This window comes from Paenibacillus sp. MAEPY2 (genome assembly GCF_000499205.1).
In the GTDB taxonomy this organism is placed as follows: domain Bacteria; phylum Bacillota; class Bacilli; order Paenibacillales; family Paenibacillaceae; genus Paenibacillus; species Paenibacillus vandeheii.
The window spans coordinates 22182-47996 of sequence record NZ_AWUK01000015.1 but is presented as its reverse complement, the minus strand read 5'-3'; the positions used below and the strand labels follow the sequence as shown (position 1 = coordinate 47996).

At 42.0% G+C, this 25815-nt stretch carries 21 protein-coding genes, 2 pseudogenes and 1 riboswitch; of the genes and pseudogenes, 6 read left to right on the top strand and 17 right to left on the bottom strand.

Annotated elements, in window-relative coordinates; genetic code table 11:
- Positions 1-760: 760 nt before the first annotated feature.
- From P364_RS0114335 to P364_RS36880, 5 genes and pseudogenes are all read right to left on the bottom strand, one after another.
- Entirely contained in the window at positions 761-2137 is a 1377-nt protein-coding gene (locus P364_RS0114335) for an NCS2 family permease (protein WP_024630796.1), read from the bottom strand.
- Positions 2138-2316: 179 nt separating this feature from the next.
- Positions 2317-2416, bottom strand: a riboswitch (purine riboswitch).
- A gap of 387 nt (positions 2417-2803) precedes the next feature.
- Complete coding sequence (locus tag P364_RS0114330; protein ID WP_024630795.1) at positions 2804-3052, bottom strand: hypothetical protein; 249 nt, start codon at positions 3050-3052, stop codon at positions 2804-2806.
- 96 nt (positions 3053-3148) lie between these two features.
- Positions 3149-4189: a hypothetical protein gene (locus P364_RS0114325; protein ID WP_024630794.1), complete on the bottom strand. Its 1041-nt coding sequence runs from the start codon at positions 4187-4189 to the stop codon at positions 3149-3151.
- Positions 4190-4372: 183 nt separating this feature from the next.
- Positions 4373-4597 (bottom strand): annotated as a pseudogene (locus P364_RS0114320) (GMP synthase (glutamine-hydrolyzing)); the annotation flags it as partial.
- 129 nt (positions 4598-4726) lie between these two features.
- Positions 4727-4873, bottom strand: a pseudogene (locus tag P364_RS36880) (hypothetical protein); the annotation flags it as partial.
- A gap of 59 nt (positions 4874-4932) precedes the next feature.
- On the opposite strand from P364_RS36880, the gene P364_RS0114310 reads away from it, so the two are divergent.
- The 3 genes from P364_RS0114310 (at position 4933) to P364_RS0114300 (ending at position 6636) form a co-directional block, all read left to right on the top strand.
- Positions 4933-5151 carry a hypothetical protein gene (locus P364_RS0114310; RefSeq protein ID WP_024630792.1) on the top strand — a complete coding sequence of 73 codons (219 nt, stop codon included), beginning with the start codon at positions 4933-4935 and terminating at the stop codon, positions 5149-5151.
- A gap of 160 nt (positions 5152-5311) precedes the next feature.
- On the top strand, positions 5312-5887 hold the full coding sequence (locus P364_RS38220) for a Pycsar system effector family protein (protein ID WP_024630791.1): 576 nt from the start codon (positions 5312-5314) through the stop codon (positions 5885-5887).
- Entirely contained in the window at positions 5887-6636 is a 750-nt protein-coding gene (locus P364_RS0114300; RefSeq protein WP_024630790.1) for an adenylate/guanylate cyclase domain-containing protein, read from the top strand. Before P364_RS38220 ends, P364_RS0114300 begins: the two co-directional genes overlap by 1 nt.
- Positions 6637-6941: 305 nt before the next feature.
- Here P364_RS0114300 and P364_RS0114295 read toward each other — a convergent pair whose 3' ends face one another.
- The 7 genes from P364_RS0114295 to P364_RS0114255 form a co-directional block, all read right to left on the bottom strand.
- Positions 6942-8816: an AAA family ATPase gene (locus P364_RS0114295; RefSeq protein ID WP_024630789.1), complete on the bottom strand. Its 1875-nt coding sequence runs from the start codon at positions 8814-8816 to the stop codon at positions 6942-6944.
- A 318-nt stretch (positions 8817-9134) separates the two neighbouring features.
- Positions 9135-10121, bottom strand: a complete 987-nt coding sequence (locus P364_RS0114290; RefSeq protein WP_152532706.1) for a hypothetical protein — start codon at positions 10119-10121, stop codon at positions 9135-9137.
- A gap of 172 nt (positions 10122-10293) precedes the next feature.
- The gene (locus P364_RS0114285) at positions 10294-11160 is read right to left on the bottom strand and encodes a hypothetical protein (RefSeq protein ID WP_024630787.1); all 867 of its coding nucleotides are present in this window, start codon (positions 11158-11160) and stop codon (positions 10294-10296) included.
- A gap of 1990 nt (positions 11161-13150) precedes the next feature.
- A complete protein-coding gene (locus P364_RS0114270; protein WP_024630785.1) occupies positions 13151-14032 on the bottom strand; it encodes a helix-turn-helix domain-containing protein in 882 nt (293 codons plus the stop codon).
- A 556-nt stretch (positions 14033-14588) separates the two neighbouring features.
- The gene (locus P364_RS0114265) at positions 14589-14825 is read right to left on the bottom strand and encodes a YgiT-type zinc finger protein (protein ID WP_024630784.1); all 237 of its coding nucleotides are present in this window, start codon (positions 14823-14825) and stop codon (positions 14589-14591) included.
- A gap of 76 nt (positions 14826-14901) precedes the next feature.
- On the bottom strand, positions 14902-15507 hold the full coding sequence (locus P364_RS0114260; protein ID WP_024630783.1) for a hypothetical protein: 606 nt from the start codon (positions 15505-15507) through the stop codon (positions 14902-14904).
- A 793-nt stretch (positions 15508-16300) separates the two neighbouring features.
- Positions 16301-16777 (bottom strand): hypothetical protein, encoded by a 477-nt coding sequence (locus tag P364_RS0114255; RefSeq protein ID WP_024630782.1) that lies wholly within the window; start codon positions 16775-16777, stop codon positions 16301-16303.
- A 178-nt stretch (positions 16778-16955) separates the two neighbouring features.
- Here P364_RS0114255 and P364_RS0114250 point away from each other — a divergent pair, with 178 nt between their 5' ends.
- Genes P364_RS0114250 through P364_RS0114240 form a run of 3 tightly spaced genes read left to right on the top strand, consistent with a single transcriptional unit; the run spans position 16956 to position 17960 of the window.
- The gene (locus P364_RS0114250) at positions 16956-17183 is read left to right on the top strand and encodes a helix-turn-helix domain-containing protein (RefSeq protein WP_024630781.1); all 228 of its coding nucleotides are present in this window, start codon (positions 16956-16958) and stop codon (positions 17181-17183) included.
- Positions 17180-17413, top strand: coding sequence for a hypothetical protein (locus tag P364_RS0114245; protein ID WP_024630780.1), 234 nt, complete (start codon positions 17180-17182; stop codon positions 17411-17413). Before P364_RS0114250 ends, P364_RS0114245 begins: the two co-directional genes overlap by 4 nt.
- A gap of 49 nt (positions 17414-17462) precedes the next feature.
- Complete coding sequence (locus tag P364_RS0114240; protein ID WP_024630779.1) at positions 17463-17960, top strand: SMI1/KNR4 family protein; 498 nt, start codon at positions 17463-17465, stop codon at positions 17958-17960.
- 340 nt (positions 17961-18300) lie between these two features.
- Here the strand turns inward: P364_RS0114240 and P364_RS0114230 are convergent, their stop codons facing one another.
- From P364_RS0114230 to P364_RS0114210, 5 genes are all read right to left on the bottom strand, one after another.
- Positions 18301-19230, bottom strand: a complete 930-nt coding sequence (locus tag P364_RS0114230; protein WP_024630778.1) for a tyrosine-type recombinase/integrase — start codon at positions 19228-19230, stop codon at positions 18301-18303.
- A gap of 159 nt (positions 19231-19389) precedes the next feature.
- Positions 19390-20928, bottom strand: coding sequence for a glutamine-hydrolyzing GMP synthase (guaA, locus tag P364_RS0114225; RefSeq protein WP_024630777.1), 1539 nt, complete (start codon positions 20926-20928; stop codon positions 19390-19392).
- 310 nt (positions 20929-21238) lie between these two features.
- A complete protein-coding gene (locus tag P364_RS0114220; RefSeq protein ID WP_024630776.1) occupies positions 21239-23602 on the bottom strand; it encodes a DUF4129 domain-containing transglutaminase family protein in 2364 nt (787 codons plus the stop codon).
- Positions 23589-24815 (bottom strand): DUF58 domain-containing protein, encoded by a 1227-nt coding sequence (locus P364_RS0114215; RefSeq protein ID WP_024630775.1) that lies wholly within the window; start codon positions 24813-24815, stop codon positions 23589-23591. The genes P364_RS0114220 and P364_RS0114215 overlap by 14 nt, the downstream gene beginning before the upstream one ends.
- Positions 24812-25801: an AAA family ATPase gene (locus P364_RS0114210; protein ID WP_029880993.1), complete on the bottom strand. Its 990-nt coding sequence runs from the start codon at positions 25799-25801 to the stop codon at positions 24812-24814. Before P364_RS0114210 ends, P364_RS0114215 begins: the two co-directional genes overlap by 4 nt.
- Positions 25802-25815 lie beyond the last annotated feature (14 nt).

The following is a 25815-nucleotide window of genomic DNA, read 5'->3' as shown; positions in this document are numbered from 1 at the left end:
TCATTTATGCTTCGAAATCATACGGTCCGAAGACGTGTACCGATTTCTCAGCGTCGATCTTGCAAGCAAGATCGTTACTCACTCGTTGTTCAGTTTTCAAAGATCAAACTTGTTTCACTACTAAGTTTCGTTCAACTCAGCAACTTTTATATCTTATCACATCCGAACCAACTTTGCAAGCTATTTTTTTTAAGTTTCTTTCGAAGCTTATTCGTTTCGCTTGCCGCACCGTGTTTCTCGTGTTTTCTTGGCCGGAATTAGAATATACCATGTACAGAATCGGAACGCAAGCTTTATTTTCATATTTTATTAACCCGTTTCCTACATACTATCTCCCCCTATTTCCCCGATACATCCCTAGTACCACAAGTCATGGACCAAACCTGAGATCGAACTTAAATTCAATAGTGTAGTTCGTCCCGTAGCACAGCACCTATCATTCCAACCTCAGAGATTAACAACTCTCTTAGATTCCCCCACTATCTATTATATATAGTAGAATTCTTTCAAACAGCTTATATCCGGCTTGCCGTTAACTAGACCACTTTTTCTGTTCGCCATACCAGCTCATGAACAATGTTTTATCAGCTGGAGCCAGAACTGAATCAAAAACCATCAAATCGTAACTCATGTTGTTTCTCCTTTATATAGAAGAAAACAAAAAAACGTAAGCCTCAATATCGTACCGGGGCTTCCGTTTCTTCATTTGTATCATAACGAACCCATGACAAGTTTAACCTATTTAAATCCGTTAAACTTGTTATTCTCCACCGATGAATACGTACCGGCATATAACAATGATAGCCAATATCCACATAAGCCAATGTATCTTCACTTTGCGCTCCGTAACCAGGTTACTGAATACAGCCAGAATGACATAGGATACAATCCCTGCGGAAATCCCGTTCGCAATTCCTCCAGTGAAAGGCATCAATACGATTGTAAGGAAGGCTGGGAAAGCCTGCAGGAAGTCATCCCACTCAATGCTGCGAACCTGACTCATCATCAGGACACCGACGATAATCAATGCCGGAGCTGTTGCAGCGGACGGAACAACCAGTGCCAGCGGAGCAATAAACAAGGCCAGAATGAACAGGATACCTGTCGTTACAGAAGTCAGACCTGTACGTCCACCAGCTTCGACACCAGAGGCACTTTCAACGAAAGCAGTAATGGTACTCGTACCCAGGGCAGCACCCGCACTTACACCCACAGCATCGACGAGCATTGCTTTACCAATCGTTTTCTCGCCTTTCTTCTTGTCCTTCATAATCCCCATTCGCGTTGCTGTACCCACCATCGTTCCGAATGTGTCAAACAACTCTACAAAGGTGAAGATGAAGATGATTTCAAACAATCCAAGACTAATTGCACCTTTTAGATCCAGTTGACCAACCGCCAGATCGCTGAAGTTAGGCAACCAGCTTGCACCGGACAAGCCACTAAGATTCGTAACGCCCATTGGAATACCGATTAACGTTGTGGCAATAATACCGATTAGCAGTGCTCCTTTGACGCGCATAACCATCAGTACAGCAATTATGAGTAGTCCGATCAAGGCCAGTAATGCATCGTGATGCGTTATAAAATTACCCAAAGACAGATTGAAGCTGCTGCCCGGAATCGGCTGGCTCAGATCCGCATCTGGTGCAACATTGACTGTTACCGCGACCAGATTAGCCAGTTTGAAACCGACAATGGTAATAAAAAGACCAATACCAACTGTGATTGCCATTTTTAATGAATCCGGAACTGCAACGAGCAGCATCTGACGGATCTTGGTCACAGTCAAAATAATAAATACGATACCAGAGATAAATACGGCTCCAAGAGCAGCCTGCCAGGAAATCGCACCATTTGAACTCAAAACCACGGTCATGAAATAAGCATTCAACCCCATGCCTGGTGCAAGGGCGATCGGAATGTTAACGAACAATCCCATGATAATAGTCATCAAACCAGCACCTACGGCTGTTGCAAAAAATACGGCATTATCCGACATTCCGGCTCCAGCTGATCCCAAGAACAGCGTGTTGACAAAAAGAATGTACGCCATTGTCATAAAGGTAGTGAGACCCGCAACAATCTCCGTTCTAACGTTCGTTCCGTTTTCTTTTAATTTAAAGAAACGATCCATAATTCACCAATTCCTCCTTAGAGATGTTGAAGCCATATTGAAAAACGACAAATAACCCTAAGATGAAAGCATCACCCAGGGTTTTAGCTGATGAGGAGTGGCACGATGCCAATACGGAGAACAAAAAAAATTCTAATGTGCGTGGTGTCATGCCCGACGCAATCATGTAGAATTCATGTGCTCAGCCTTCTCCTCTTCGTAGCCAGATCATTAGGGTGATCTCGTAGAGACTCCCGGGCCAATCCCCAGGATTATACGAAGTAGTTATGCGCTATTTGTGTGTTTCCCATCACTATTTTAGGAGGGTTGTATCTAGTTGTCAATGAGAAAAACGAATGTTATTCGCACTCATTAACTAAATCGTTCGTATTATTTAACAAAATGAACCAGTTCAGCGGTTTACAACCCAAATTTAAATGAGGTTTCCGGTGAATTTTTCAAGTATATGTTGATCTTGCCAAAGGCTCATTTCTTTCATTTGCAATATATCAAAAAGCTACCGGAGTCAAAGGTGGCATGCACACGTTGATCCATGGTAGCTTAATAGGTTATTGATAGAATAATTATGTGATGAGGATAATGTAGGTTAGGGTATTCGAAAGATTAGGTATAGAGAGCGGACTGCTCCGTTACTTTCATTTTTTTTCACATGATGGGTCATATATTCTAAATCTCTGTTTGAACGTCCTGTACCTGCTGTTGTTCCGGATCATTAGTACCGGTTGTTCCTTCATACAACTCCTGATTCCGGGTCTGATCAGAGGACGAATCTGCTGCCTCTACATTTACAAATGAAGAATCCCCCGCACCGAGAGCCAAGTCCTGCATACCCGAGCCGCATCCTGCCAGCATCACCATCAGAAACGCACTTCCAATGCCCATCTTCCATTTGCTCATATTGTCGGTTTTACGCATATATTCAATTCTCCTTTCAGTAGCCATGTAGCCGTATTATGTACTCAGTGTACAAGCCCCACATGAAAACAAGCTGAAACGAACCTAAAAAAGGAATTAAATATTCAGAGATTCCTCGCTATACCACCATCCACTCTCATCCCATATACCTGCTGCCATAATCGCCTGCTTCGCAACTTTTTGCTGTTTGGCATTTTTCAAATGAACCATCATTCTTTCCAAGGATTTATGATGAATCAGGGATTCGATATCCTCAGGGGTAATCTGTTTCATTTGCAGGAGAGCGAGCTCTTTCAGGCTTTCTGAGGTTTTCGCCCACGCGATATTCTCCATATTCACATTGTTCAGGCAAACACGCCGTAATTCAGTCAGATGTTCAAGGGTCGGCAAATTCGTTAAATGCGGCTGATCCTCTATCCCTATTAAGCGCAACCCCTTCAGCTCAGACAACACCGATAGGTCGGATAAACCTTTTACTCTTAGGAGCTTCAACAATTGCAAGGATTCCATGCCTGCAAGGCTATCCAGATTCTCTGCTCCACCAAAACTGAGATGAAGTTCACGCAAATCAGTTAAATCTTTTAAGTATCCCAATTCCTTTAAGGGTATCCCCGAAATATAGAGGGAACGGAGTGATAGCAATGTTCCGATCGTTTCGATGTTCCTTGAATGCCCGTTCACAATCAGCGTTTTAAGCTCGTTGAAACGGCTAAGTACGGACAAATCTGTTTTCTTCGTTTTGGTTTTGCCGATGCGGAGCTGCTGTAAAGTGGTAGGTACAAGGGCTAATATATCAAGGGAGTCCGCTTCAAATACGTCAAAAGCAAACTCTCTCAGCCTCGGCAATGTGCTTATGGCCTCAATCCCGCGAACGCTACTGTTGCAATCAATTACTAGCTTTTCTACCTGATTCATATATTTCAGAACAGACAGGTCGCCAGATTGCAAATGAAATCCATATATACGAAAAGTAACGTCCGGTCTGTTGGCAAACAGTTCCTCATTCAATATCTGCATCAAATTCACATTCGGGACATTGTGCTCACTGTATTGAATAATCTTTAGATTAGAATTAGCCGTAAGTGCAACAACCTCTTCCCGAGTCCACCCGGGGTTGAGTTCGATTCTTTCCTTCATCCGCTATAGTTCCTCCTTACAGAGTGTTCTTCTTCGTAATATCTATTGGATGGTCCATTGATTATCGTAAACCAAAGTATAAATAACGTCTGGCTCTAACACCAAATGAAAGAAAAAAAAGAGACCGAAGCTCCTTTGACGGAATCTCCGATCTCTTGTTATTTCATCTGTGTAGATAAACTTCTATTCCCACTCAATCGTTGCTGGTGGTTTGGAAGTTACGTCATACACAATACGGTTTACGTTGTCCACTTCGTTAACGATCCGCACGGAGATTTTCTCCAGTACGTCCCAAGGGATACGTGCCCAGTCGGCAGTCATACCATCGATGGACGTTACAGCACGGATACCTACGGTGTAGGAATACGTACGCGCGTCACCCATTACCCCAACACTCTTCATGTTAGGTCATTACATGTCTATTATTGTGTTATTTTATAGATCAATTGTAGCGGGTGAACAGGATAAAAACAAGCTGAAATTTGCAAAAAACTCCCAGTACACTTAAAAATAAAATAAGTGTACTAGGAGTTTAAACTAATATTCAACATCTACTTCAGTAGTCAGGAACATTGCTGCTACGGAAGCAGCGTTTTGCAATGCATAACGTGTTACTTTTGAAGGGTCAACGATACCTGCTTCGATCATGTTAACCCACTCGCCAGTCGCAGCATTGAAGCCTACGAGAGAAAGCAAACCTACATTACAGTTATCTTTCATCGTTGGAACGTGGGGGACGAAACATGTCCTTAGAAAGCTTAGGAAAGATTATTGAAGCTTTTGAAATCAATCCAATGCAAATCTTAAACTTCGCTGATACGTTGGTGCTTGATGAAGAAGCCCACAAACAGGATACGATAAAGGTGATCAGCAACCAGTTAGAACTATGTAATGATGCAGAGGTCGACATGGCGTATCGTGTACTGAACGATATCATCCAAACATTCAAGAAGAACAGTTAAAAGCACATAGTCGTTTGACTAAGTGCTTTTTTTGCTTTTTAGCCTCGATATCGAATTCCCTCAATGACAATTTAAGATTCAATCACGCAAAATTCGACAAACATTCTTCCATAATTCCTCTATAATTGACATTATCAATTATAGAAAGGGGCTGCGCTGTGTGCATGGTCATCCACAACAAGACATGACTTCTCTAACACAACAATTCGACAGACAGTTAGATTGGATAAAAAGTTGTGATACGAAATCATCAATTGTTCTAGCGGTAATTGGAATTTTCCTCACAGTTTTCACGGCTGAGCATTCCATCAACATGCTGAATGATATCGTGAGTAAGTCAATTCAAAACATTAATTTTTCGAACGTGCTGTACCTATTGGGACTTTCCTTTTTTCTGAGTTTTTTTGTTTATGGGGCGTACTGTTTGATCAGAGTCCTTACACCAAGATTAAGCAAAGATGCCCTTAGCTTCGAAGGCACTGAAAGAGATTCTCTGTATTTCTTTGAGTCAATTGCCAAAAATTCATTTAACGATTACAAAGATAAGGTTTTCAGCAGAAGCAATGACGAACAACTGATCGACTTGCTATCACAAACGTACATCAATGCCAAAATCTGCACTATAAAATATGCATATTACGGTAGAGGTATTAAGTTCACTTTTATTGGAATCACAGGGATTCTTGTTCTTTACATAATTGGTATCGTACTTATCAAAGTGGGAGGATTCAATTGATGAAATCTGTTGACTACAAATACAAAGATCGCAAAAGTAAAGTGGAAGAAATATTGGATAATACTGATAAAGTTAATGAGGTGGATTCTTTTCCAAGAGACGAAGACTTCACATACTCTAATGGCTACAAAGCGTTTGCTAGCGCTATTTTTGTGGACTTGAGGGACTCTACTACTCTTTTTACAAACCAAGATGATGTCGAAATAGCTAAAGTGATTCGGGGTTTTACATCAGAGGTAATAGAAATTTTGAGGAAAAATGTTGAAGGCAATGAATTGAAGGAAATTGGAATTCGAGGAGATTGTGTATTTGCCGTTTATTCTACCCCGCTAAAAGCAGATATTGATGAAGTAGCTAATCGTGCGTTTTACATAAACACTTACATGAAGATGTTAAATGAACTTTTAAAGGAAAGAAGTTTACCCACAATAAAAGCGGGCATTGGCTTAGCCGTCGAAAAAACGTTAGCTGTAAAAGCTGGACGAAAGTCGTCAGGAATTCATAACCTTGTTTGGATTGGTGAGGCTGTAGCTAAAGCATCTAAATTATCAGATCTTGGCAATAAGGACAGTACCAAAGCCGTTGTAATGTCCAAAGTGTTTTATGATAACTATATTGATATTGATGCTAACAAAGAACAGGCACAATGGTGGACTAAGGCAAAAGATGACAATTACGGCGTGTATTATCACGCTAATATAGTTATGACTGATTTTAATAAGTGGATCACTGATGGTATGCCAGACTGAACAACAATAGTACAATATTATCTGATAGGATATATATTTATATGAGGTTTGAGTAGGGCTAACCATCTCCAACAATGCCTTAGACAAAAACAACCCACTTGGCGATCAACCTGTGAGTGGGTTATTTCTTCTTCTTATTGGGAGCAGGATTACTACAAAGGCTTCAATTAGTTCATACATTCTCTCTTCTTTCATATCTTTTATCCTATAATCATCCTATGACAGTTGCTACACAGCACCACTGCCTTCGTATTCGCTCACCATGCTCCCTTTTTGGGAACATCTCAACTCGCCAAGTTTCTAGCTTATAACAAGCTTTCATTATTCCGTTGTATAAATTGAAAGAGACGCTCGCAAAGCTTCTTCGCATCTTCACTTAAGTCTGAATACTGTTTCAGATGCCTTATGGCTCTCTCGCTGAATTTAACCTTATCTTTAATAGTTCCAGATTCTGATGCATAGCCACCTTTTCGTTTGCTGTCTGTCAGAACACTATCAATGAATTTGCCTAGGTATCTATTCTGGTAGGTATTCGTTTCAACATTCTGATTAAAGCTTAGAGAATCCACATCACACTTCTCGTAATCAGCTATAACTTTTTTCACTATATCTGCTGTCAAAGTGTTCTCTATCTCCTTAGAATCAAGACAATAGAATCGCTCCCCAAGTCTAGCTTTTAACTTTTCTTGCCTACTCAACTTCTTCTCGCTATCTTTGTCTGTAATAAGAAACAAACGAGAGCATAATCTCTCTACGTTCATATTTTTAAATGCTTCATCGCTGTTATCATCTAAAAAAGACCAGTGGGTTATATTGTTGCCGCTATACTCAACAAATGAATAATGATAATCTTCTTTGTAACGATCTTTTTCTGGGATTTTAAGATAATCTTGATATAGCTTTAAATATCTACGAATATAGAATCTGTCAGTTATCCCTTCCACCCAAACAGTACAGTTGGACAGATATACAGATGAGTTCTTCACTCCAAGCATCTCAAGCAAGCTATTATCTTCATTGCTTACATTTTCCACTAAAAATGAAGCTTGTTTCTCCTTCTCTTCTGAATTTGCAAGCTCTTTTTTGAATGAATAGATCGAAATCCGGCTTACATCTAATGTTATATCTAAAAAATGATTTGAATGAGTAGTTAAAAAAAACTGATAACCTGAAAACTCATCTTTAAGAAACGTTTCTATCAGCTTCCGTTGTAACCCTGGATGGAGATATAACTCTGGTTCTTCAATAAACATAAGTAAATTCCCCCCTAAATGCGTATAGAGGGGAAATGTCAGAATGATGATTGATTGTATCCCGTCACCTAGATTATATATTGGCAATTCTTCCTCATCGCCAATTTTTACAACAACTACATCTGAGTTTTTGCTAGGAATTAAGACAACGCGCTCTCCATTAAAAAATGTATCACCTAAAAATTCCTGATACCTAGCTATTTTCTCTCTTTCTTCTAAATTACCTAAGAGCATATCCCTTAGTTGTACATACAAGCCTAATCCAGAAAATATACTACCGTTAGGTGCTTCTGGAAAATAATCCTTTATTGTCCTTTGAATATAAAAATCGGAACTACCCTCGTTGTATGGACGTAAACCTCTCAAAGTGGGAATGTATACTTTATTAAAACGATACTTTCTTTCTGTTTCATCCCCAACAATCAATTGCAATCTTTGCATGTATCTTTTACCAATTTCCTGTAGAGGTTGTTTAAAGGCTTCATCATAGTTGATTCCACTCCCCCCAAATCTGAGATTTGTAGTAACCTCGTTATTTGTGACGTTAACTAACTTTTCCAATATTAAACTAATTTTCTCCAAAACATCACAATCTTCAACTAATGATTGTACATCAATTAGCGTTTTGGCTGTTTCCATGATGTCACCGTAATCTGTAGCATTATTTCTTAAGATTACCGCTTCAACTTCTCCTACTAATTCTTTTTGTAGAGCGTTTAACTGTACTAACTCTAAATCATTAGGTACAAATTCAAGTGTAGGAGTTTTAAAAAAATTCCTTAGCATCTGGCTTTTTCCAGAGTTATTTGAACCAACAAAAATATTGATCTTTGATAATTCCTCTAGCCATTTAAGTGTAGAACCAGTCCCACTACGCTTGTATCTTTCATTATTCAACTTCAATGAATTGATTATGTAGCTACTCATACTCCATCTCCTCTATACACAATCTACGTTTATAAATGGGCATCAAAAGACAGTATATTTCATAAAGGACATTGTCTCAGAAACTCCTTTTATAGTAAATAAATTTTAAACGAGACATATGAATGCTCCATTTTAGGTATATAATATCTATATGGAGAGCGCTAACGATGACGCCACATCGTCTCCACGTGAGTTTGTTGTTGGGTGGGAACGCAACTACCACACTTTTGTCGCGAACCTCAGAGTGGTTATTTCTTCTTATCTACATGCGTTAGAACCGCAAGTAAGAACGTTGCAAACTTCACCCAACATACAAACTCAGTTTATCGAATTTAGTGAATTTCGTATTCGATTGATATCACTTGCTAGAATGCTGTCACCAGCCACTTTGCTGCTTGGTATTGCTGTTGTCGGACTCATTGAACCAATGATGTTGATTACGTCATTATAGTATATTGCCTTAAAATCCGTCCCTGATACCGCTCTTGTGAACGTGTAACTCGATATGCCTCTATAGGCTCTAAATTCATTCACTTTCGCTGTTAGTCTATTCCACTCCGCAGCAGTGATGTTGAAGTCTGCTCCAGCATTTTTTGGAGTATCCCATTCAAAGTTGGCTGGTCTTGCCTTCTTTGTCTTTACAGCCAGCGTCCTCATTGTAGAACTCTGTCCTGCTGAATCCACAGCTTTGATCCCAAGCGTGTAATTCGTATCTGCTTGTAATACAGCGAAGGTGTAATACCCACTCGAACTATAACTAATCCCTGTTTGAACACCATTGACATAAAATTGTACATAGCCTACACCATAGTCATCTGACGCTGAGTAATACATCTGAACAGTGTTTACGCCCGTGTTTGATACAGACCAAGACAGGACGCTAGGAGCAAAATCATACGCTGTAGTGGCTCCGAACTGTGTCATAATCGATGTATTCCCACTAGTGTCAAACGCCTTTACCCCAAGAGAATAACGGGTGCCAGGGCTTAATCCTGTAAATGTATATCCACCACTTGAACCATACATAGAGCCATCATATACACCATCACGGTAGAAATAGAAACCACTGACTCCCCTATTATCTGATGCCGATGCATACATGGGAATGGAATTCCTCGAAGCACCACCATTCATGTACCAGCTATTGATTGATGGTGGCGTTGTGTCAGGCGCTACAGTCGTCCTCTGACCTGTGGATGCGCTTCCAAGAACGTTCCTATTCGAGTCGTAGAACGTGACGCTCAGACTGTAGTACGTGCTCTCTGACAGCCCATTGTACGTCCAGTACTTGGTCGTCGATGTCACTGGGCTACTAAGCGCCTCAAGTCCTGAATCTCCCACTCCATTCTTGAAAAACCTGTAGTATTTCGCTAGTCCTCCACCACTTGTAAAGCTGGCTGAAACTGAGATGCTATTGTAACTCGCGCTATTCGCGTTGATGCTTACTATTGCCATGTGTCTTTTCCTTCTCCTTCTATTATATTATATTCACATAATTGATTGTCTGTTGTTCATCTATCCAGTCGAGACGCACAGCATCTTTTTCATCTATGTAGATATCTACTTTGGTAGCGTTATCATTTGGGCGAGCAATAAGACTATTATGTTTCTCATCGTGGATCGCGCTAACTGGAAACGAAAGATCCATGATTTCTGGTGTACCCATTAAGCTTTCTTTCCCTATGATCAAGACAGAATACTCTTTGTTTGAACGCCGTAGCCCACTGGTGAGGTTACCTTTTAACATGCTTTTTGTTATTCGTAAGCCAGCAACTTCATCGATCCTTTGAATCGCACTCTTACCACTAGTACATTTCAATAGAATCAGTTTCTCAGACTCCTTCAACACCACAATAGCTACACACTCTTTAGAAAAGCGCTGTCTCGTTCTCGACGATGTATTATGCGAATACCCTTGCACCTCAAGATTTTCTAGCGTATAGCCAAGATCATGATCTATTCTACCTAGAGTAGGTCTATGTTCTAGCTTATAGTCATTTGCAATGTACAACTCACAACATCTAAACCATTCTTGTAGTAAATTTTCCTTTTCTATTAAAGCTACAGCCATTTCTCTGGAGTTATTGAATCCATGCTCCTTCCCAAAATACGTTTTTTTGCTCTTGTCCTTTACTCTGGATATTGAATTCCTGCATGAATTCAAAAGCAACACTAACGTCATCATCAAATCATTAGATGTTAAGGCAAGCTTGTCTTGTTGAAGCTGGATTGATTCTAGCACCTCTTCACAGAAGATCTCGTTTCTCTTCGTCCAGTTTGATCCCTTCACCTTCTTGAGCTTTACATCTTTACTCCTAAAATGTTTCTTGTTGTTACATTTCAATACGTTATCTCCTCTTCTATATACTATAATTTTTAATTGTAAGCGCTTTCATTATAAGGCGTAGATATCCCTTTTCCTACTCTTATCATATCACATCTTATATCCATTTGTCAACATTAATGTTTATCATTGTATTACAATCATTCTTTCATATCACTTTGCACTCCTTTTAAATGACAAAAAGACCGCCATTTGTAACATCAGCGGTCTTCTCATTGTATTGTATTATTTTATTATATTACTCACCTGTAGCCCCTTTGAAAAGGGAATTACAGGTGAGCAATGACCAATTGATTTTTTTGTTGTTTTAGGCTAAGAGAACTGTGACTACAATCTCAACCTTCTTGTTGTTGTTCTTGTTGTTGTCACTGTTTCCGTTGTTCTTGTTGTCTTCACTGTTTTTGTTGTCTTGATCCTTAATACATTCTTCAAACTAATCCCCATAATCTTCCTCACAAAAAACAATACTTTCTTGTAATATTGCATAGATTAATTTCCTCCTTGTTTCAAAAGGAGATTGCTCACCATCCCATGCTTAATTAATTCTACCAGATGCGTTGCTAGAAAACAATTCACAAGGGTTAATTCTATTTAAGATTAAACCTAGTTACACCCAAAGCATCCCCTCTCCCAAAATACAAAATAATGCTTCTAACTTTAAAACTTACTGTCTGGATGCATACTTATAGAAATTCGTAATCACTAAGAGATGTTTTCTCTAAACAAGTAGCCCGTCGCGGTAGAACAGTCACTTGTAAAAAATACCATATTAAATATCATTTTGATCTAAACCCACCCCCTCCCCCTTGCCAAAAGTGTTACCTAATATGGCTTAGGTAACGTTTTCCATCATAAAAACACTAAAAAATGGGATAAAGGCACATGGCTTATCTCACATGCTTCGATTTATGTATAATTATGCAGTTATACTCCTCATATCTGTTCAATCACATAGATTCTTGCTATCAAGTCGGGGCTTTGATGCTTCTCATGTTGTGTCTATTCATCTCCAGTTCACTCCAGACACCCGCACCAGACGAACTATCTCCATCTTTAGACACCCTGCTGTATACAACTTTGTCCAAACCTATATCACGACATTACCCTACTCCACCAATGCCGCATTAAACGATTCTGCGCTTCGATTCGTATCCTTTCACACCTCAGAGAGCATCAAGTCACGCAGCCACAACACACCCAGGCTTCCTCAAGGAACAACGTTGATTACAATAAAAAAAAGAGCCTCTACCTAGGCTCTTCAATGTAACTGTCTCTACACAGAACTTAAACTTATTACCTCATTGTCAATGTCGTTTATCCGCCGTACCATTCTTGGAACGTCATTCTTTATCATTCTGATATCAGACTCTAGCTTTTGCAACCTTTGTTCGTAATCTGACACTTCCTTCTTATTTGAAGGATCAACCAGTTCAATTAATTGAGTGAGTTTGGCTTCTAGTCGTTCAAAGCGATTGTCCACATTCTCCTTGTATTCCTTCATCGTGTTTACCAATTCACATGTTTTCGTATTCTTTCGTGTTCTCTTTCACAGTTTACCACTCTCGCTTTCATTTTATATCAAAACAATGTGCTTCTATCGCTGATCACTATGGTAGTTTTACATTGCAAAAGGCTTCTCGTGAATTTCCCTAGCGTCAAACATGCGTAGACGCACCATCGCAGATCGACACACACGCAGCTAAATGAGCTTATCATTGCAGCAAGAGCCACACCAGAGGTTACAGGATAGCACACGAATGAAGGCGCTAACTGTCAGTTATGTTTTTCATTTTTTTAATAGCATTTATTACTGAGCTTGAATTGCTATCCACGATAAAAGTATCTATTTCTTCAAGATACTTTGGGTAATGCACCATCGTAGATGTAACAGACCTCGTACCTTAGGACAGATTTAGAATCCCGCAATGCAACGATCCTAACCCATCCTTTTTACGACTTCCACGATCTCTATCTTCTCAAGAACAATAACTCAATGAACAACTAGCATTTGTTCGTCATTCTCTTGAATGAAGGGGTTGTCATCCTCTATTTCCTTTTCCCCCTCGCTATATCCTCCTACTTCTGTCTCATCGCTCTCATCTTCCAAAAGGTAGTCGTTCATTTTCCATCTGCTGATATTTTTATCTATCGAATCTTTATGGGCACGTAAAAATTCATCATAGTCCCCTACAGACGAACATAAATAGTGTTCGAATTTATAGCCACCTTTGCCATTCGGAATTTTACGTGTATATAGTAGGTATTCTGCATTAAGCCTTTTGATATACTTATGAATTGTATCTTTGCTGAATCCTAGTGTTTTTGCCATTTTCTCAATTCGCATAAACGCTTTCCCTTCTGTACCATTAGAAAGCTTTCTAAAGAGGCAATATAATGGAATATAGCGTTCTTTAAGTCCCTTCTTCTTGTATAACTCAAGCATGTCCAAATTAACAGATACAAAAAAGTTTTCGCCATCAACTGGTATATCTTTTTTCTTCACTTTGTCCCAATCCGTGTGAGGAACATCAATAGCAGATATAATCATCATCTGATAAACGTTCGCAATACCATCCTCATCGTTAAGCCTATCCCATCTCGATGGTTTTTCCATCTTTATTATCTTATTGCTTTTTAGCACTTTAAGCAGTTCAATGACTTTCTTAGCGGAGTAGCCAGTTTCTTTCCTTAGAGTATCGATACTCACTTGAAATGTAAAAAGTCTGTTCTCATTAACTCTGTGAAGCCTATTCTTCGTAAGAGCTAAATACACATACAAACCTTCATAACCAATCTTCAAGAATTTTCTTTTTTCATTTGTATGGTCGAACCATGCAGACTTGATCTTAACACTCCCAAAAATTCTCTCCATAATAATTAGACCTTTCGTTTTAATTTATTCTGCCCCGCAGGGCACCCCCGTAGGGGGAAAGCGCAGCGTTTTAACGGCTTTAGCCGCTTAATTGGTGGATGTACTCCACCAAGAGATATTAAAATATTTATTAAAGATACTTATTAATAATGTTTAATATATCCCTGTATCGGACCACTTGGGCAAACAAGAAGACATTCACCTAAATAAAAATAAGGTTGTTTGACACCTTCAAATTTAGTTCATCAAGGTGAAACGCCAATGGAAAATAAGAGATTTTCCGAAAAAAGAGCTAGGCTAAGTGTGTCCCAAAATCGGAACGTATCGGCATCGTCCTTCCATTAATGACATCCTAGTTTGATGGAGAGTTGGCAGATATACAGGCTTCCAAATCTAAATACCAAGCCACTTGTCACCTCGATATTCAACTAAACCCAACATCCACAGTGGCTTTCCACAAAAAAACTAGGTTATTTTGTCACAATTTTTAAACATCAACTCATAGACCATGCAGTCGTTGTAGTTAAACTACATGATCTATAGAAGTCAACTAGATTCAATTGTTATCTGACACACTATCTCTGTTGCTGTTTTTTTCTTTATAGGCTTTATACGCCGCTTCTGATGCAACATGACTTTCCCTTGTGAAAGTATGTTCGCCACAATTCTGGCATTCATATGCTGGAATTTTATCAGATATCAGTGTACCGTCATTGTCACGATAGAACCAATTGACTTTCAATAGGTTGTGACACCCACACTGAAAACATGTATTAGGAATGAAATTCTCCATATGGAACCCTCCACCGTTGATTTATCTTACTTCTCCATCCAATTGCTTTTGCAGAGATGATCAAAACTCCAAATATTCACCTCTTCACGGCATCTAGATACAGTCCCCACTTCGCTTTCATCTTAAGCCGCTTCTCATCCACTATTTTTTTAAATTCTTCTCCCACAGGTGAATCTAGAATAGAAGTGTAAACTTCCAAGTAACGATAATAATCCATCTCAGCTTCTTGCCATACAATACTCGCCTCGAATTCCTTAGCGTAATAGGTGGAATACTTAGCACTTAAACGCTCGCCATCAAGATGATTAATCAACAAAAGAACGTTCCTAGTCCCTATCCATTTACAATCAAGAAGAGTGACCTGATTCCTCAAAATTGCTACATATTGAGTTTGAAATTTAGTCTCTTCTTTTACAATTTCAATAACTTCATTGATAACCAAACTTTCATCTCTGAGCATATATTTGTCCAGCTTAAAAACATCTTTATTCATTGCTCTCAATTTGGAATCATGAACTACTTTTATATCCACAAAAGAACAATCTTTATTAGGCTTCTTTTCAGGATATATAGAAAATACAAATGAATAGTCCTGTAACTCTCGATAGGTATACCACGGAACATCTAATTTTACGATAATATGCTTCGCAGATGCGTTGAAACTCATTTGTTGCCCGTACAAAAATCACCATTTCCTTTCTTCGGAAAGGTATTGACAATACCCCTAGCTTATCTTATACTAATTTTATCAAACATATCATAATCCTTTCTACATTATACGAGTAGATTATACTATCTATTAGTTCCTGTAAAGGGATATTTTTGCGTTTGTTATTTTAATCGGCTAACAACGATTTTTCAACCTACTATTATGGCTCCTATTCGTTACCTTACATACAGAAATGTCTACCTTCCACTTCACTTAGAAAGCTAGATAAATTGGTAAACAACAAAGGGTTTCTTGAGGTTTTTATAGCCTCTTGATACCCTTGATTTTTTGTCCAAAAATCGCCCCAATGAGACGCCCAAAACTTGATTCGATACCCCTAAAATCGGATACACTGGTCAAAGTTAAAGTAGACCTTATGAGGCAAGGGATTAAGGTTAATTTCGGGAAATCTGGATCGTGATATTTTGATCCAAAACGGCTCTGTTACGGTCTTCGTCGCGTGATATTTTGCCCCAGAACCCCGATGTAATAATTCTTTTAAATCTTTAATAAATCTTTTACATCTCTTGGCAAAGGGATTTGCCAAATCAGAACGGCTAAAGCCTTGAGGCGCTTACGCTTATGAGGGCTTCGCCCCTTTCCCCTGTCGGGGAACAAATATGTGTATTCCCATTACTCTTCGCCAGCTTCGTTGTAAGCCCTTCTCCAAGCCAGATGGTGAAATTGCATCCACACAGCATTTAAAGAGCGCACAGCTTATGTGAATGCGTCCAAGCCCCTCTCAACATGGATATACAGAGCATTATTACGCTGCATACGATAGCAAGCCGTGAGCATTATCGACTATCTTATTCAGTGCAAGCTCAAAGATGTCCTCATTTGAATAACCCAATCCCTCAATTCTCTCCATGGTTTCATCATGCAATGGTTCCATGAAGAGCTTTTCCAGTGCACTCTTTTTTCCGCTAACACACATCTCTTCAAACTCTGACAATTTAAGGCTAGCATGAAGTTGATCTATTTTATATTGCTTGAAGTCACTGATGAAGGATACAAGCTCATCCAGATCACCATTCCAATAGCAGCTCCACTCTACTAGATCATTCTCTGACTGTATAAGAAACTCAAACTTATCAATCCAGATAACGCTAAAGTCGTTCCACACCAGAAAGTCAATCCACGACTCTTTTGAGTTGCCAAGGTTAGCGAGTATCAAATGGTAAGGTACACGTTGCAGGGCTTCTTTACGTTCTTTGTTGTATGAATTAGCTGTTAAGATCATAGATTATTACTCCTTTGGTTTGGGAATTATGTTATATACTTATAGGTTCAACAAAAAAAATGTAGACTTCCCTCAATGCTAATGATATTATAAACAAAAAATATACGCTTGTGGTCATAATTAAATATACTCTTATGGTCATATTTTGTCAATGGGAAAATTGGAGGATGACTAACTCATGTTGAAAATTAAAATCAAATTGAAGGAAGTATTAAAGGAAAACAAACTTACCCAAGTTCAACTATCCAAGTTAACTGGTATTGCCCAAGCAAGAATTTCAAAATTGTGTGGAGAAGAACGACAAGAAGTAAATCTGTTAATGCTAGAAAAAATTGCTCATGCACTCAACATCAGTGACATTAGTGTACTGATGCAGTTCGAGTCTCAAAAGGAGGAAGAATTATGATCTCAGACAAAACACTTATTGAACTTGGAGTGGTTAAAGATGATGCCGGAGTTTTCCTTCCCAAAGATTTCTGTCTAGTGTCTCTACTCAATTGGTATCAAACCCAGGATAGTGCGCTGACAGACGATCAACACCAAGCCATTACGGAATTCCTATTCCACCTTGAGCTTGACTTAGGGATTTGTGACGGGACAAATGAAGAATATTTAAAACAGAGGAATGTTGATTGAGGCTTAATTACACGTATCTTTACAAGTTTTTTAATAAGGAGCTATGTAAATGAATGTATTCAAGGACTTTAAAGAGTGGTCTGACAAAAATGAGGGTCGCATTAAAATACTTACTCCTGCTGGGAAAACGACTGCTGTTAATAAATTCAAACCAAGTGCTTCTGAAGATAAAATTAAAGAGCTTTCCGATTATTTTTCTACTCCGCTACCTCCAGACTACATAAGCTTTTTACGATTATGCAATGGGGCGTCCTTGTTTGAAGACCCTGAATATGGCGGTGTAAATTTCTTATACTCAGTCCAAGATCTCATACATTACAATGAAGCATCAGACAGTAAAATTGTGATAGCCAATATCCTTGATGATCGAATCCTCATCGATTTAGAACGTTGGCGTTCTCAGGATGAACAATATATGTTGCTTTGTGAGAGCCTCTATTCAACAGAACATACAGGATGTTTTTACAGTAACTTCGAGACATGGCTAGAGCGGTTTATCCTTTCTCAAGGATCAAAGTTTTGGTATTGGAAGACGGATCGTGTTTGAGCAGAAACGGATAAATAAAAGGACATCAATCGTTAACAATAGCGATTAATGTCCTTTTTAGTATTCCTTCTATTTTTGTAATTAAAATGAGCTGCTTTATATCAAAGTCAGCTACATATAGCTTTTTCCATATATCTCGACAGTGCTCCTTACCACACAGCATTTTAAGCCTCGCCAATGTTAATAGCTTCTTTCATCGTGCCAATACTCTATATAGCCAATTTAGCGCTACCTCAGTTTTATTAAACCAGTTAAGCGACTCACATTATTGTTAATTCCAAGTAGAGCGCATTCAATTATACACAATTTTCAGTTCTGAGCTTTTCATAAGTTTTATTGCTTATATCCTCACCTTATTCAATGGACTATACATTTTCCCTATTTCCAATATATCATGTTGCTCTAGTCCTCTTAGATACTTGGAAGTGATCTGAGTATCAAAATGTCCCATTAGTCTACTCAGACTATATACATCTATTCCATTCTTCAATTGCTTCTGAGCAAAATAATGACGACAATCATGTGGTGAACACCGTACCTCCTTTCTTACTCCTGCTTTTTTACAATGCTCTTTCAGTATCTTATTAATACGCGAACGTGATAAACGCTCAGCAGATTGGTCTAGGAAATAATAATCCTCTATCTCGTCAGCTAGTCTGTGCTTAAAGCGTTCCTGCTTCGCTTCCTCATACTTCCGCATATACTTTCTCATTATCTTGCTAATGTAGATTAGACGCTCCTTAGAGCCTTTACCATGGATTAGAATGTGCGCTCTTGATACATCATCATCCTTGATGTTACACAGTTCTGAAACACGTATCCCAGTATCAAATAGCATAATAAGAATTAGCTTATCCCTTAGATTAGAGTAGGTTACTTCATCGACATCATTGATGATACGCTTTACTTCTTCATCATTGAATGTGATGATTACCCTCTTATCTTCCTTTAAGTTCTTAATTCTTCGCATAGGATTATCCTTCTCATCTATATATTCCTCATCAACAAGAGTCTGGAAGAAAACTTTAATTGTAGCGATATGACCATTGATTGTAATATTGGCTTCTTTACCTCTATTCTGACAATGCTGAATGTATTTCTTAATATGCAATGAAGTTACGTCTTCCGCTTCCTCAATTTCTAGTTGTTCCTTAGAGAACTCCATCCAACGATGCAAGCGATACATACAACCCGTAATATATTCCTTTTTTCTTCCTTGGATTTCTTGATTCAGTTTAAAGTCATCAATTAATTCATTGATTTTTGACACAAAAAAACTCCCCTCTATTTGTTTGAATAACACAAATAAAAGAGAGTAATTTTTGAAGACCAATAGTTGCAGGTGAATGAAATAAGATTTTCAATCGTTGTCCAAGAACCCCTATACAGCAAGGCTTCTCAGTCGTTAATCAATTGAAAAATACCCAAATTACTCCCACTCAATCGTTGCTGGCGGTTTAGAAGTTACGTCATACACGATACGGTTTACGTTGTCCACTTCGTTAACGATCCGCACGGAAATTTTCTCCAGTACGTCCCATGGGATACGTGCCCAGTCGGCAGTCATACCATCGATGGACGTTACAGCACGGATACCTACGGTGTAGGAATACGTACGCGCGTCACCCATTACCCCAACACTCTTCATGTTAGGCAGGGCTGTGAAGTATTGCCAGATTTCGCGGTCAAGTCCGGCTTTGATAATTTCTTCACGCAGGATGTAGTCCGAATCACGAACGATTTTGAGCTTGTCCTCAGTCACTTCGCCCAGTACACGGATAGCCAGACCCGGACCTGGGAACGGCTGACGCCATACGATCGCTTCTGGCAAACCGCATTCTTCGCCGACTTTACGCACTTCGTCTTTGAACAAAGCGCTCAGTGGTTCGATCAGCTTGAAGTTCATGTCCTCAGGCAATCCGCCCACATTGTGGTGGGATTTGATCGTTTGAGCTGTCGCTGTGCCACTTTCCACGATATCCGTGTACAGTGTACCTTGCGCCAGGAATGCAAAATCATCAAATTGCTTGGACTCTTCGTCAAATACGTAAATAAACTCGTTACCGATGATTTTACGTTTTTGTTCCGGATCATCCACGCCTGCCAGTTTGGACAGGAAACGCTCTTGTGCATCAATTTTGACAACTTTCATGTCGAATTTGCCGACGAACGTCTCCATTACGCTCTCCGCTTCGCCTTTGCGCAGCAGACCATGGTCGATAAACATACATGTCAGTTGGTCACCGATGGCTTTGTGAAGCAATGCAGCCACAACGGAGGAATCCACACCGCCGCTAAGTGCGCACAATACTTTACCGTCGCCCACTTTTTCACGGATATCCTTGATCGTATCTTCGATGAACGTCTCCATGCTCCAGTTGCCTTCGCAACCACAGATTTCGTACAGGAAGTTTTTGATCATTTCATTACCGCGAACAGAGTGGCGCACTTCTGGATGGAACTGAACAGCATACAATTTGCGCTCGTCATTGCTCATCGCAGCGATTGGCGCACTTTCCGTGCCTGCATCCAGTTTGAATCCAGCAGGAAGAGCAACCACGTGGTCACCATGACTCATCCATACCGTATGTTCACCTTCGATACCTTGTGCAAGAGCAGCACCTGGCGCAAACTCGATATCCGCTTTACCGTACTCGCGCTTCTCAGAACGCTCCACTTTACCGTCAAGCTGTTGTGCCATGAGCTGCATACCGTAACAAATTCCGAAGATTGGCAAGCCCAAATCATAAATGGCCGGATCTACGTGTGGAGCATTTTCTGCGTAAACGCTAGATGGTCCACCCGAGAACACGATACCCTTTGGTGATAATTCTGCGATTTTCTCCGCTGGTGTGTTATACGGCAAAAGCTCGCTGTATACGCCGAGATCCCGGATTCTTCTGGCGATTAACTGGTTGTATTGTCCCCCAAAGTCAAGGACAACCACTATTTCATTTTGCTTATTCATTACCGTGCCTCCCTCAATTAATGAAACTAATTATACGCAACGACAAAACATACCGTCAAGGAAAGGCGAAACTCCTTTTTTCGACATCTCAAAACATGGTAAATCCAACGTCTGAAATTACGGTATTGGGTCGAATATTTTTGCTTTGATTCCATTCATTCCCGATGGGAGATATATGAAAAGGCTTTATGCACTTTTACCATCATAAAAAGAGATCTTCCGCATGAAGCTCGCGGTGTTTGCTCGCGGAAAGACGCCTCGTTCGCTTATTGGGCGAGAAAGGCGTCTATGTATAGCGCTGTACTTCATGTTACAGCGCCTGCATACGCCGGGCCAGATGAAGCGCCCGGCGCAGGAAATCCAGACTGTCCGCGCGAAGCGGACGGTCCGGCCCGTACAGCAGCCGTTCCCAGTCGGCTGCAAACCGCGCGATGTCCGCGCCATCCGTGCCTGCGGCCACAGGGGGTGACGCTGCATATTCACGCAGCGTCATTCCCGGCGGCCGCGGGCCGTAGCGGCGCGCGAGCGCGGCCCAGACCGGAGCGGCGGCGCTGAGCAGCCGCTCATTGTCTGGAAAGCTACTGCGCGACCACGCCAGCAGCAGCCTTAGGCGCAGCGCGGGGCGAAGCCGCCGCACGCGCACGGCCCCGGCGGCGCACAGCAACGCCGCTGCCGCAAGGGCTGCCGCGGGCCATGGGTGCGCGGCAATGGTCCGTGCGCGGGCGAGCAGCCATGCGCCCGCGTGAGCCACCCCGCCGTCTGTCTGCGGCGGGGTTACGGCAGCGGGCTGCTGCCCGCTAAGCGCAGCAGCGTCTTGGCCTTCACCCTGAGTCATGGTGAAGCCAGGCGTAGCCTCGAAGGGCATCCAGCCCGCGCCGGGGAAATACACTTCAACCCAGGAGTGTGCATCTCCCTGGGTAACGATGTATTGCCCGGAGTCGTCCGGGTCTGCTTCTCCCGGTCCAAAACCCTTAACCCAGCGTGCCGGGATGCCCTCTGCACGCAGCAGTACAATCATGGCTGTTGAGAAATGATTGCAATATCCCTGCCGTGTGACGAACAGAAAATCGTCCACAAAATCAGTACCTCGCGGTGGCATACGGGTATCCAGCGTATATTCGGCGTGTTCGGCTAAGTAATTCTTCACGGATTGTACAGCATCATAACGGGTTTCGCTGCCCCGAATGATTTCCTTGGCAAGAGCCTGTACACGCCCGGGAAGCGAAGTCGGCAGTTGCAGATACGTTCTGCGAACAGCAGCTGGATCCTTCATTGTGGTCATCTTCTCCAGAAGGCGTAGTTGTTCAGGTGTTGCCACAGAAATCATCACATCTGCTGTATAACTTTTGACCGGCTGATCGTCATAGGTACCCGCGAGCCATAACGTTGCAGAATCCTCATTCGACAGAAGTAAACGTTTGTTCTTCTGAAGATCACTGTTCTTATCCTGGAACGAAAGATTGAGCGGCGTTCCGCCTGTAAAAAGGGGATTTGGTCCTCGCCATTCTCGCTTCATCGTCACCGTTTGACGAATACGCTGCCAATAGGCTGGATACTCCCAACCATCGGTACGCACCAATCCGGATGGACTTGCCGTCGCAAAGCTTTGCACCGGATCGCTCCAGGTGCTTCCGTTATAATATGAACGGGTCTCGCCCCGCCAATACGTAGCTTCCGGGCTTTTCGCCGTAAAAAAAATCGTGTCTCCCTGTACCAAAGGTGCCCCCATTGGTGCATCCGCTGTACTGTATCCTGTGACGGCGGTTGCGGCAGGAATACTTCCGTGCTGTGTATATCCTGCCCAGCGGGCCAGCCGCTCACCCATCTGCTCAAGGGATATCCGTTCCGGCGGAGGAATGGAAGCAAGCTGACCAGGAATCGCTGAGCAAAGTACCATACCTGCCGACACCGTAAGTGTTACTGTACACCAACGGCCGTAAGGACTGTTCCTAAAGATCGGGGTAGTGACCCCGCCATTAAGACGAAGCAGCTGCAGCATGGCCTGAATGAGTAGAATCCACAGCACAGAACGTACTACCGAAGCATATACATCCAGCCCGGCAAAGGATTCAAGCAGCAGCAAATAGACCAATGTTGCACTGCCGAACAGCATCACACTTCGTCGCAGCAGTACAAGCGACTGCACAGATGCCATTAGCATGCTCCAGCCGCACATCATGAGCAGACCTCTTGTTTCCACACTAATCGAGTGAAAACGCCAAGTACTCAAGAAACTGCCCATATCTGCCGAAAAAGTGGCCGGGTATGTCGTTGCCCATCCGGCAGGGTCATTACCTCCATACATGCAGCATAATGCGACTAGCGCAATGCAGAGCCTGATTAGTATTCCCGTGATCCAGCCCGTACGAAGCAACCCCACGAGCAGCAAGACCCCTGTTAATCCTGCCATTACGGACAAGAATCGTTCACTGCCCTGCTGACCCGTTGACGTTATAGGATAGATCCACTCCAGGGACAATATAAGCAAAATGGCAGAAATACCAATTCTGTAAAGGAGAGGCTCCGAGCTTTGACCATTACTCCTCAGATCTACTCCAGATGTCCTCGTTTCAGCTTTATATATGGATTGCACAGACTCTAATCCCAAACTGGCGGTATGCCCCTTTTCAGCTACAGTGGAACTCGCTTGAAGGTTTCCATTATGCTCCCACATCCGTTACCTCCGCCTTTCTCATTGAAGGTAATGAGCCGTCTGTGATCCAATGGATCTGTACTCCTCTTTGACGAAGCTGTTCCAGACTTTCATTGCCCACGTCACGATTGGTTTGATCGGTCAGTTGAACATCTACCCTGTACCCCAACCCGGTTGCACACATTACCCAGTCCACCAGAGCGTCATCCATTCTTCCGGTGAGAACCACAATTCGTGACCCGATCGCCATTGTATCCAACACCTCTGTACGAAGCGACGGAGTTATAGATAGAGTCGTTGAAATTCGTGCCTGTGCCAGTTTGTCCAGTTCATGGCTTTCAGGTGAATACAAGAGTTCTTGTTGCCATTTCTCCTGGTGGGCAGATCCTGACCCACCGCCTTCTGTCCACAGCTGATAAGGTATGTTATCCCGTTCAGCGGTATAAATCCAACGAGCAGCTGCACGGACCGCATGTTCAAAAGCAGGCGTATCTTTCTTTTCTGACTGCTTTACTTCATAACCTGATGCACCTTCATACACAAGGATACCCAGCGAGGCAGAATCTGAGGATTCAGGCAAAAAAGTCTGAAGCCGACCCGTTTTGGCTGTGCTTTTCCAATGAACACGCCCCAGAGGATCTCCTTGCTGGTATTCCCGGAACTCAGGACTTCGATTTCCCTGACTGCTTCTTCGTTCAGACAGCGCATCTTCACCTATGGCTGAGCATTCTCCGGGAGCACTCTCGCCCCATTCCATTGCTTGAGGTACAACAATTAGCGGGGTATGATTCACCGTCTCTGCAGAGGCCGTGTTCCATCCGAAAATATCACCCCAATACAATTTCCCTGATTCCCATCTGTACACACCTCTGCGCAAACCCGATAATTCATAATGATACGTAAACTGGCGACGGGTTCCCGGGAATAGTAATTTACGGTGTACGCCAGCAGGTGTATTCTCACACAGAATGATCCATAACAGTGGAATCGGACAGTCGAATTTTAGTTCCACCGCTACCGTCGTTCTTTCACCTGCCACAACCCGATTCGCATGCATTTGCCGCCGAATGTTAATATTGCGCGGACCGAAAAAATGGATACTCAGTGCGCTTACTAGCATCAAGGTCGCGATCATGGACAGAAAAAGCGCGGCTTTGCCGCCATGCCATACATAGAAAGAGGCAAAAGCCACCACCAAGACAGCACCCAACATTCGTTGACCCAGCGCACTCATTGACGCCGTCCCCTTCCCTGTGCCGCCATCTGTACAGGTACAGGGACCGCTGCAAGGACTTCCTGAATCACCTGCGCCTGCCCCCAGACTTCCGCTCTGTTCTGGGCCTTTAACTGAACACGGTGGGAAAGGACCGGGACAGCCATCTCTTTCACATCATCGGGAATGACATAGCTGCGACCTTGGAGATAAGCAAACGATTGTGCAGCAGCCATCCAGGCCAATGTTCCGCGCGGGCTAATGCCCAGTCTTACCGCCGGATGACTTCTGGAGGCTACGGCGACAGCAACCAGATACTGTTTGACCACAGGGTCAACATGTACATGCTTCACTTCACGCTGCATGGCTACGACTTCTTCAGCAAGCATGACAGGACGAAGTTCATCAAGCAGTTCTCTGCTTTGCATCCTAGTTAACAGTTCGACTTCCTGCTCGGGCTCAGGGTATCCCAGTCCAATCTTCATGATAAATCGATCCAGCTGCGCTTCAGGCAGACGATAGGTGCCCTCAAACTGCAACGGATTCTGTGTCGCCAGCAAAAAGAACGGGCGTGGCAAAGCATAGGTTGTGCCATCCACCGTAATGCGTCGTTCCTCCATCGCTTCCAGTAGTGCAGACTGGGTGCGGGGGGAAGCCCGATTGATTTCATCCGCCAGAACAATATTGGACATGACGGGTCCTGGGCGAAATTTGAATTCTCCCGTATGTGGATGATACATCGACGTACCTGTCACATCCGCCGGCATCACGTCCGACGTGAACTGAATTCGTCCCATAGAGCAATCCAGTGCAGAAGCGACAGCGCGAACCAGCATCGTTTTGCCTGTACCCGGTACATCTTCCAGAAGTACATGCCCTCCACTAAGCATTGCAGTCAGCACATATCGAATTTCTTGTTTCTTGCCAATTATCACACTTTCCACTCGCTTCATAACTCTGTTCAGCAATTCAACGGCATGCTCATGTTCCATTCGGATATAAGACATTTCTCCTGATCTCC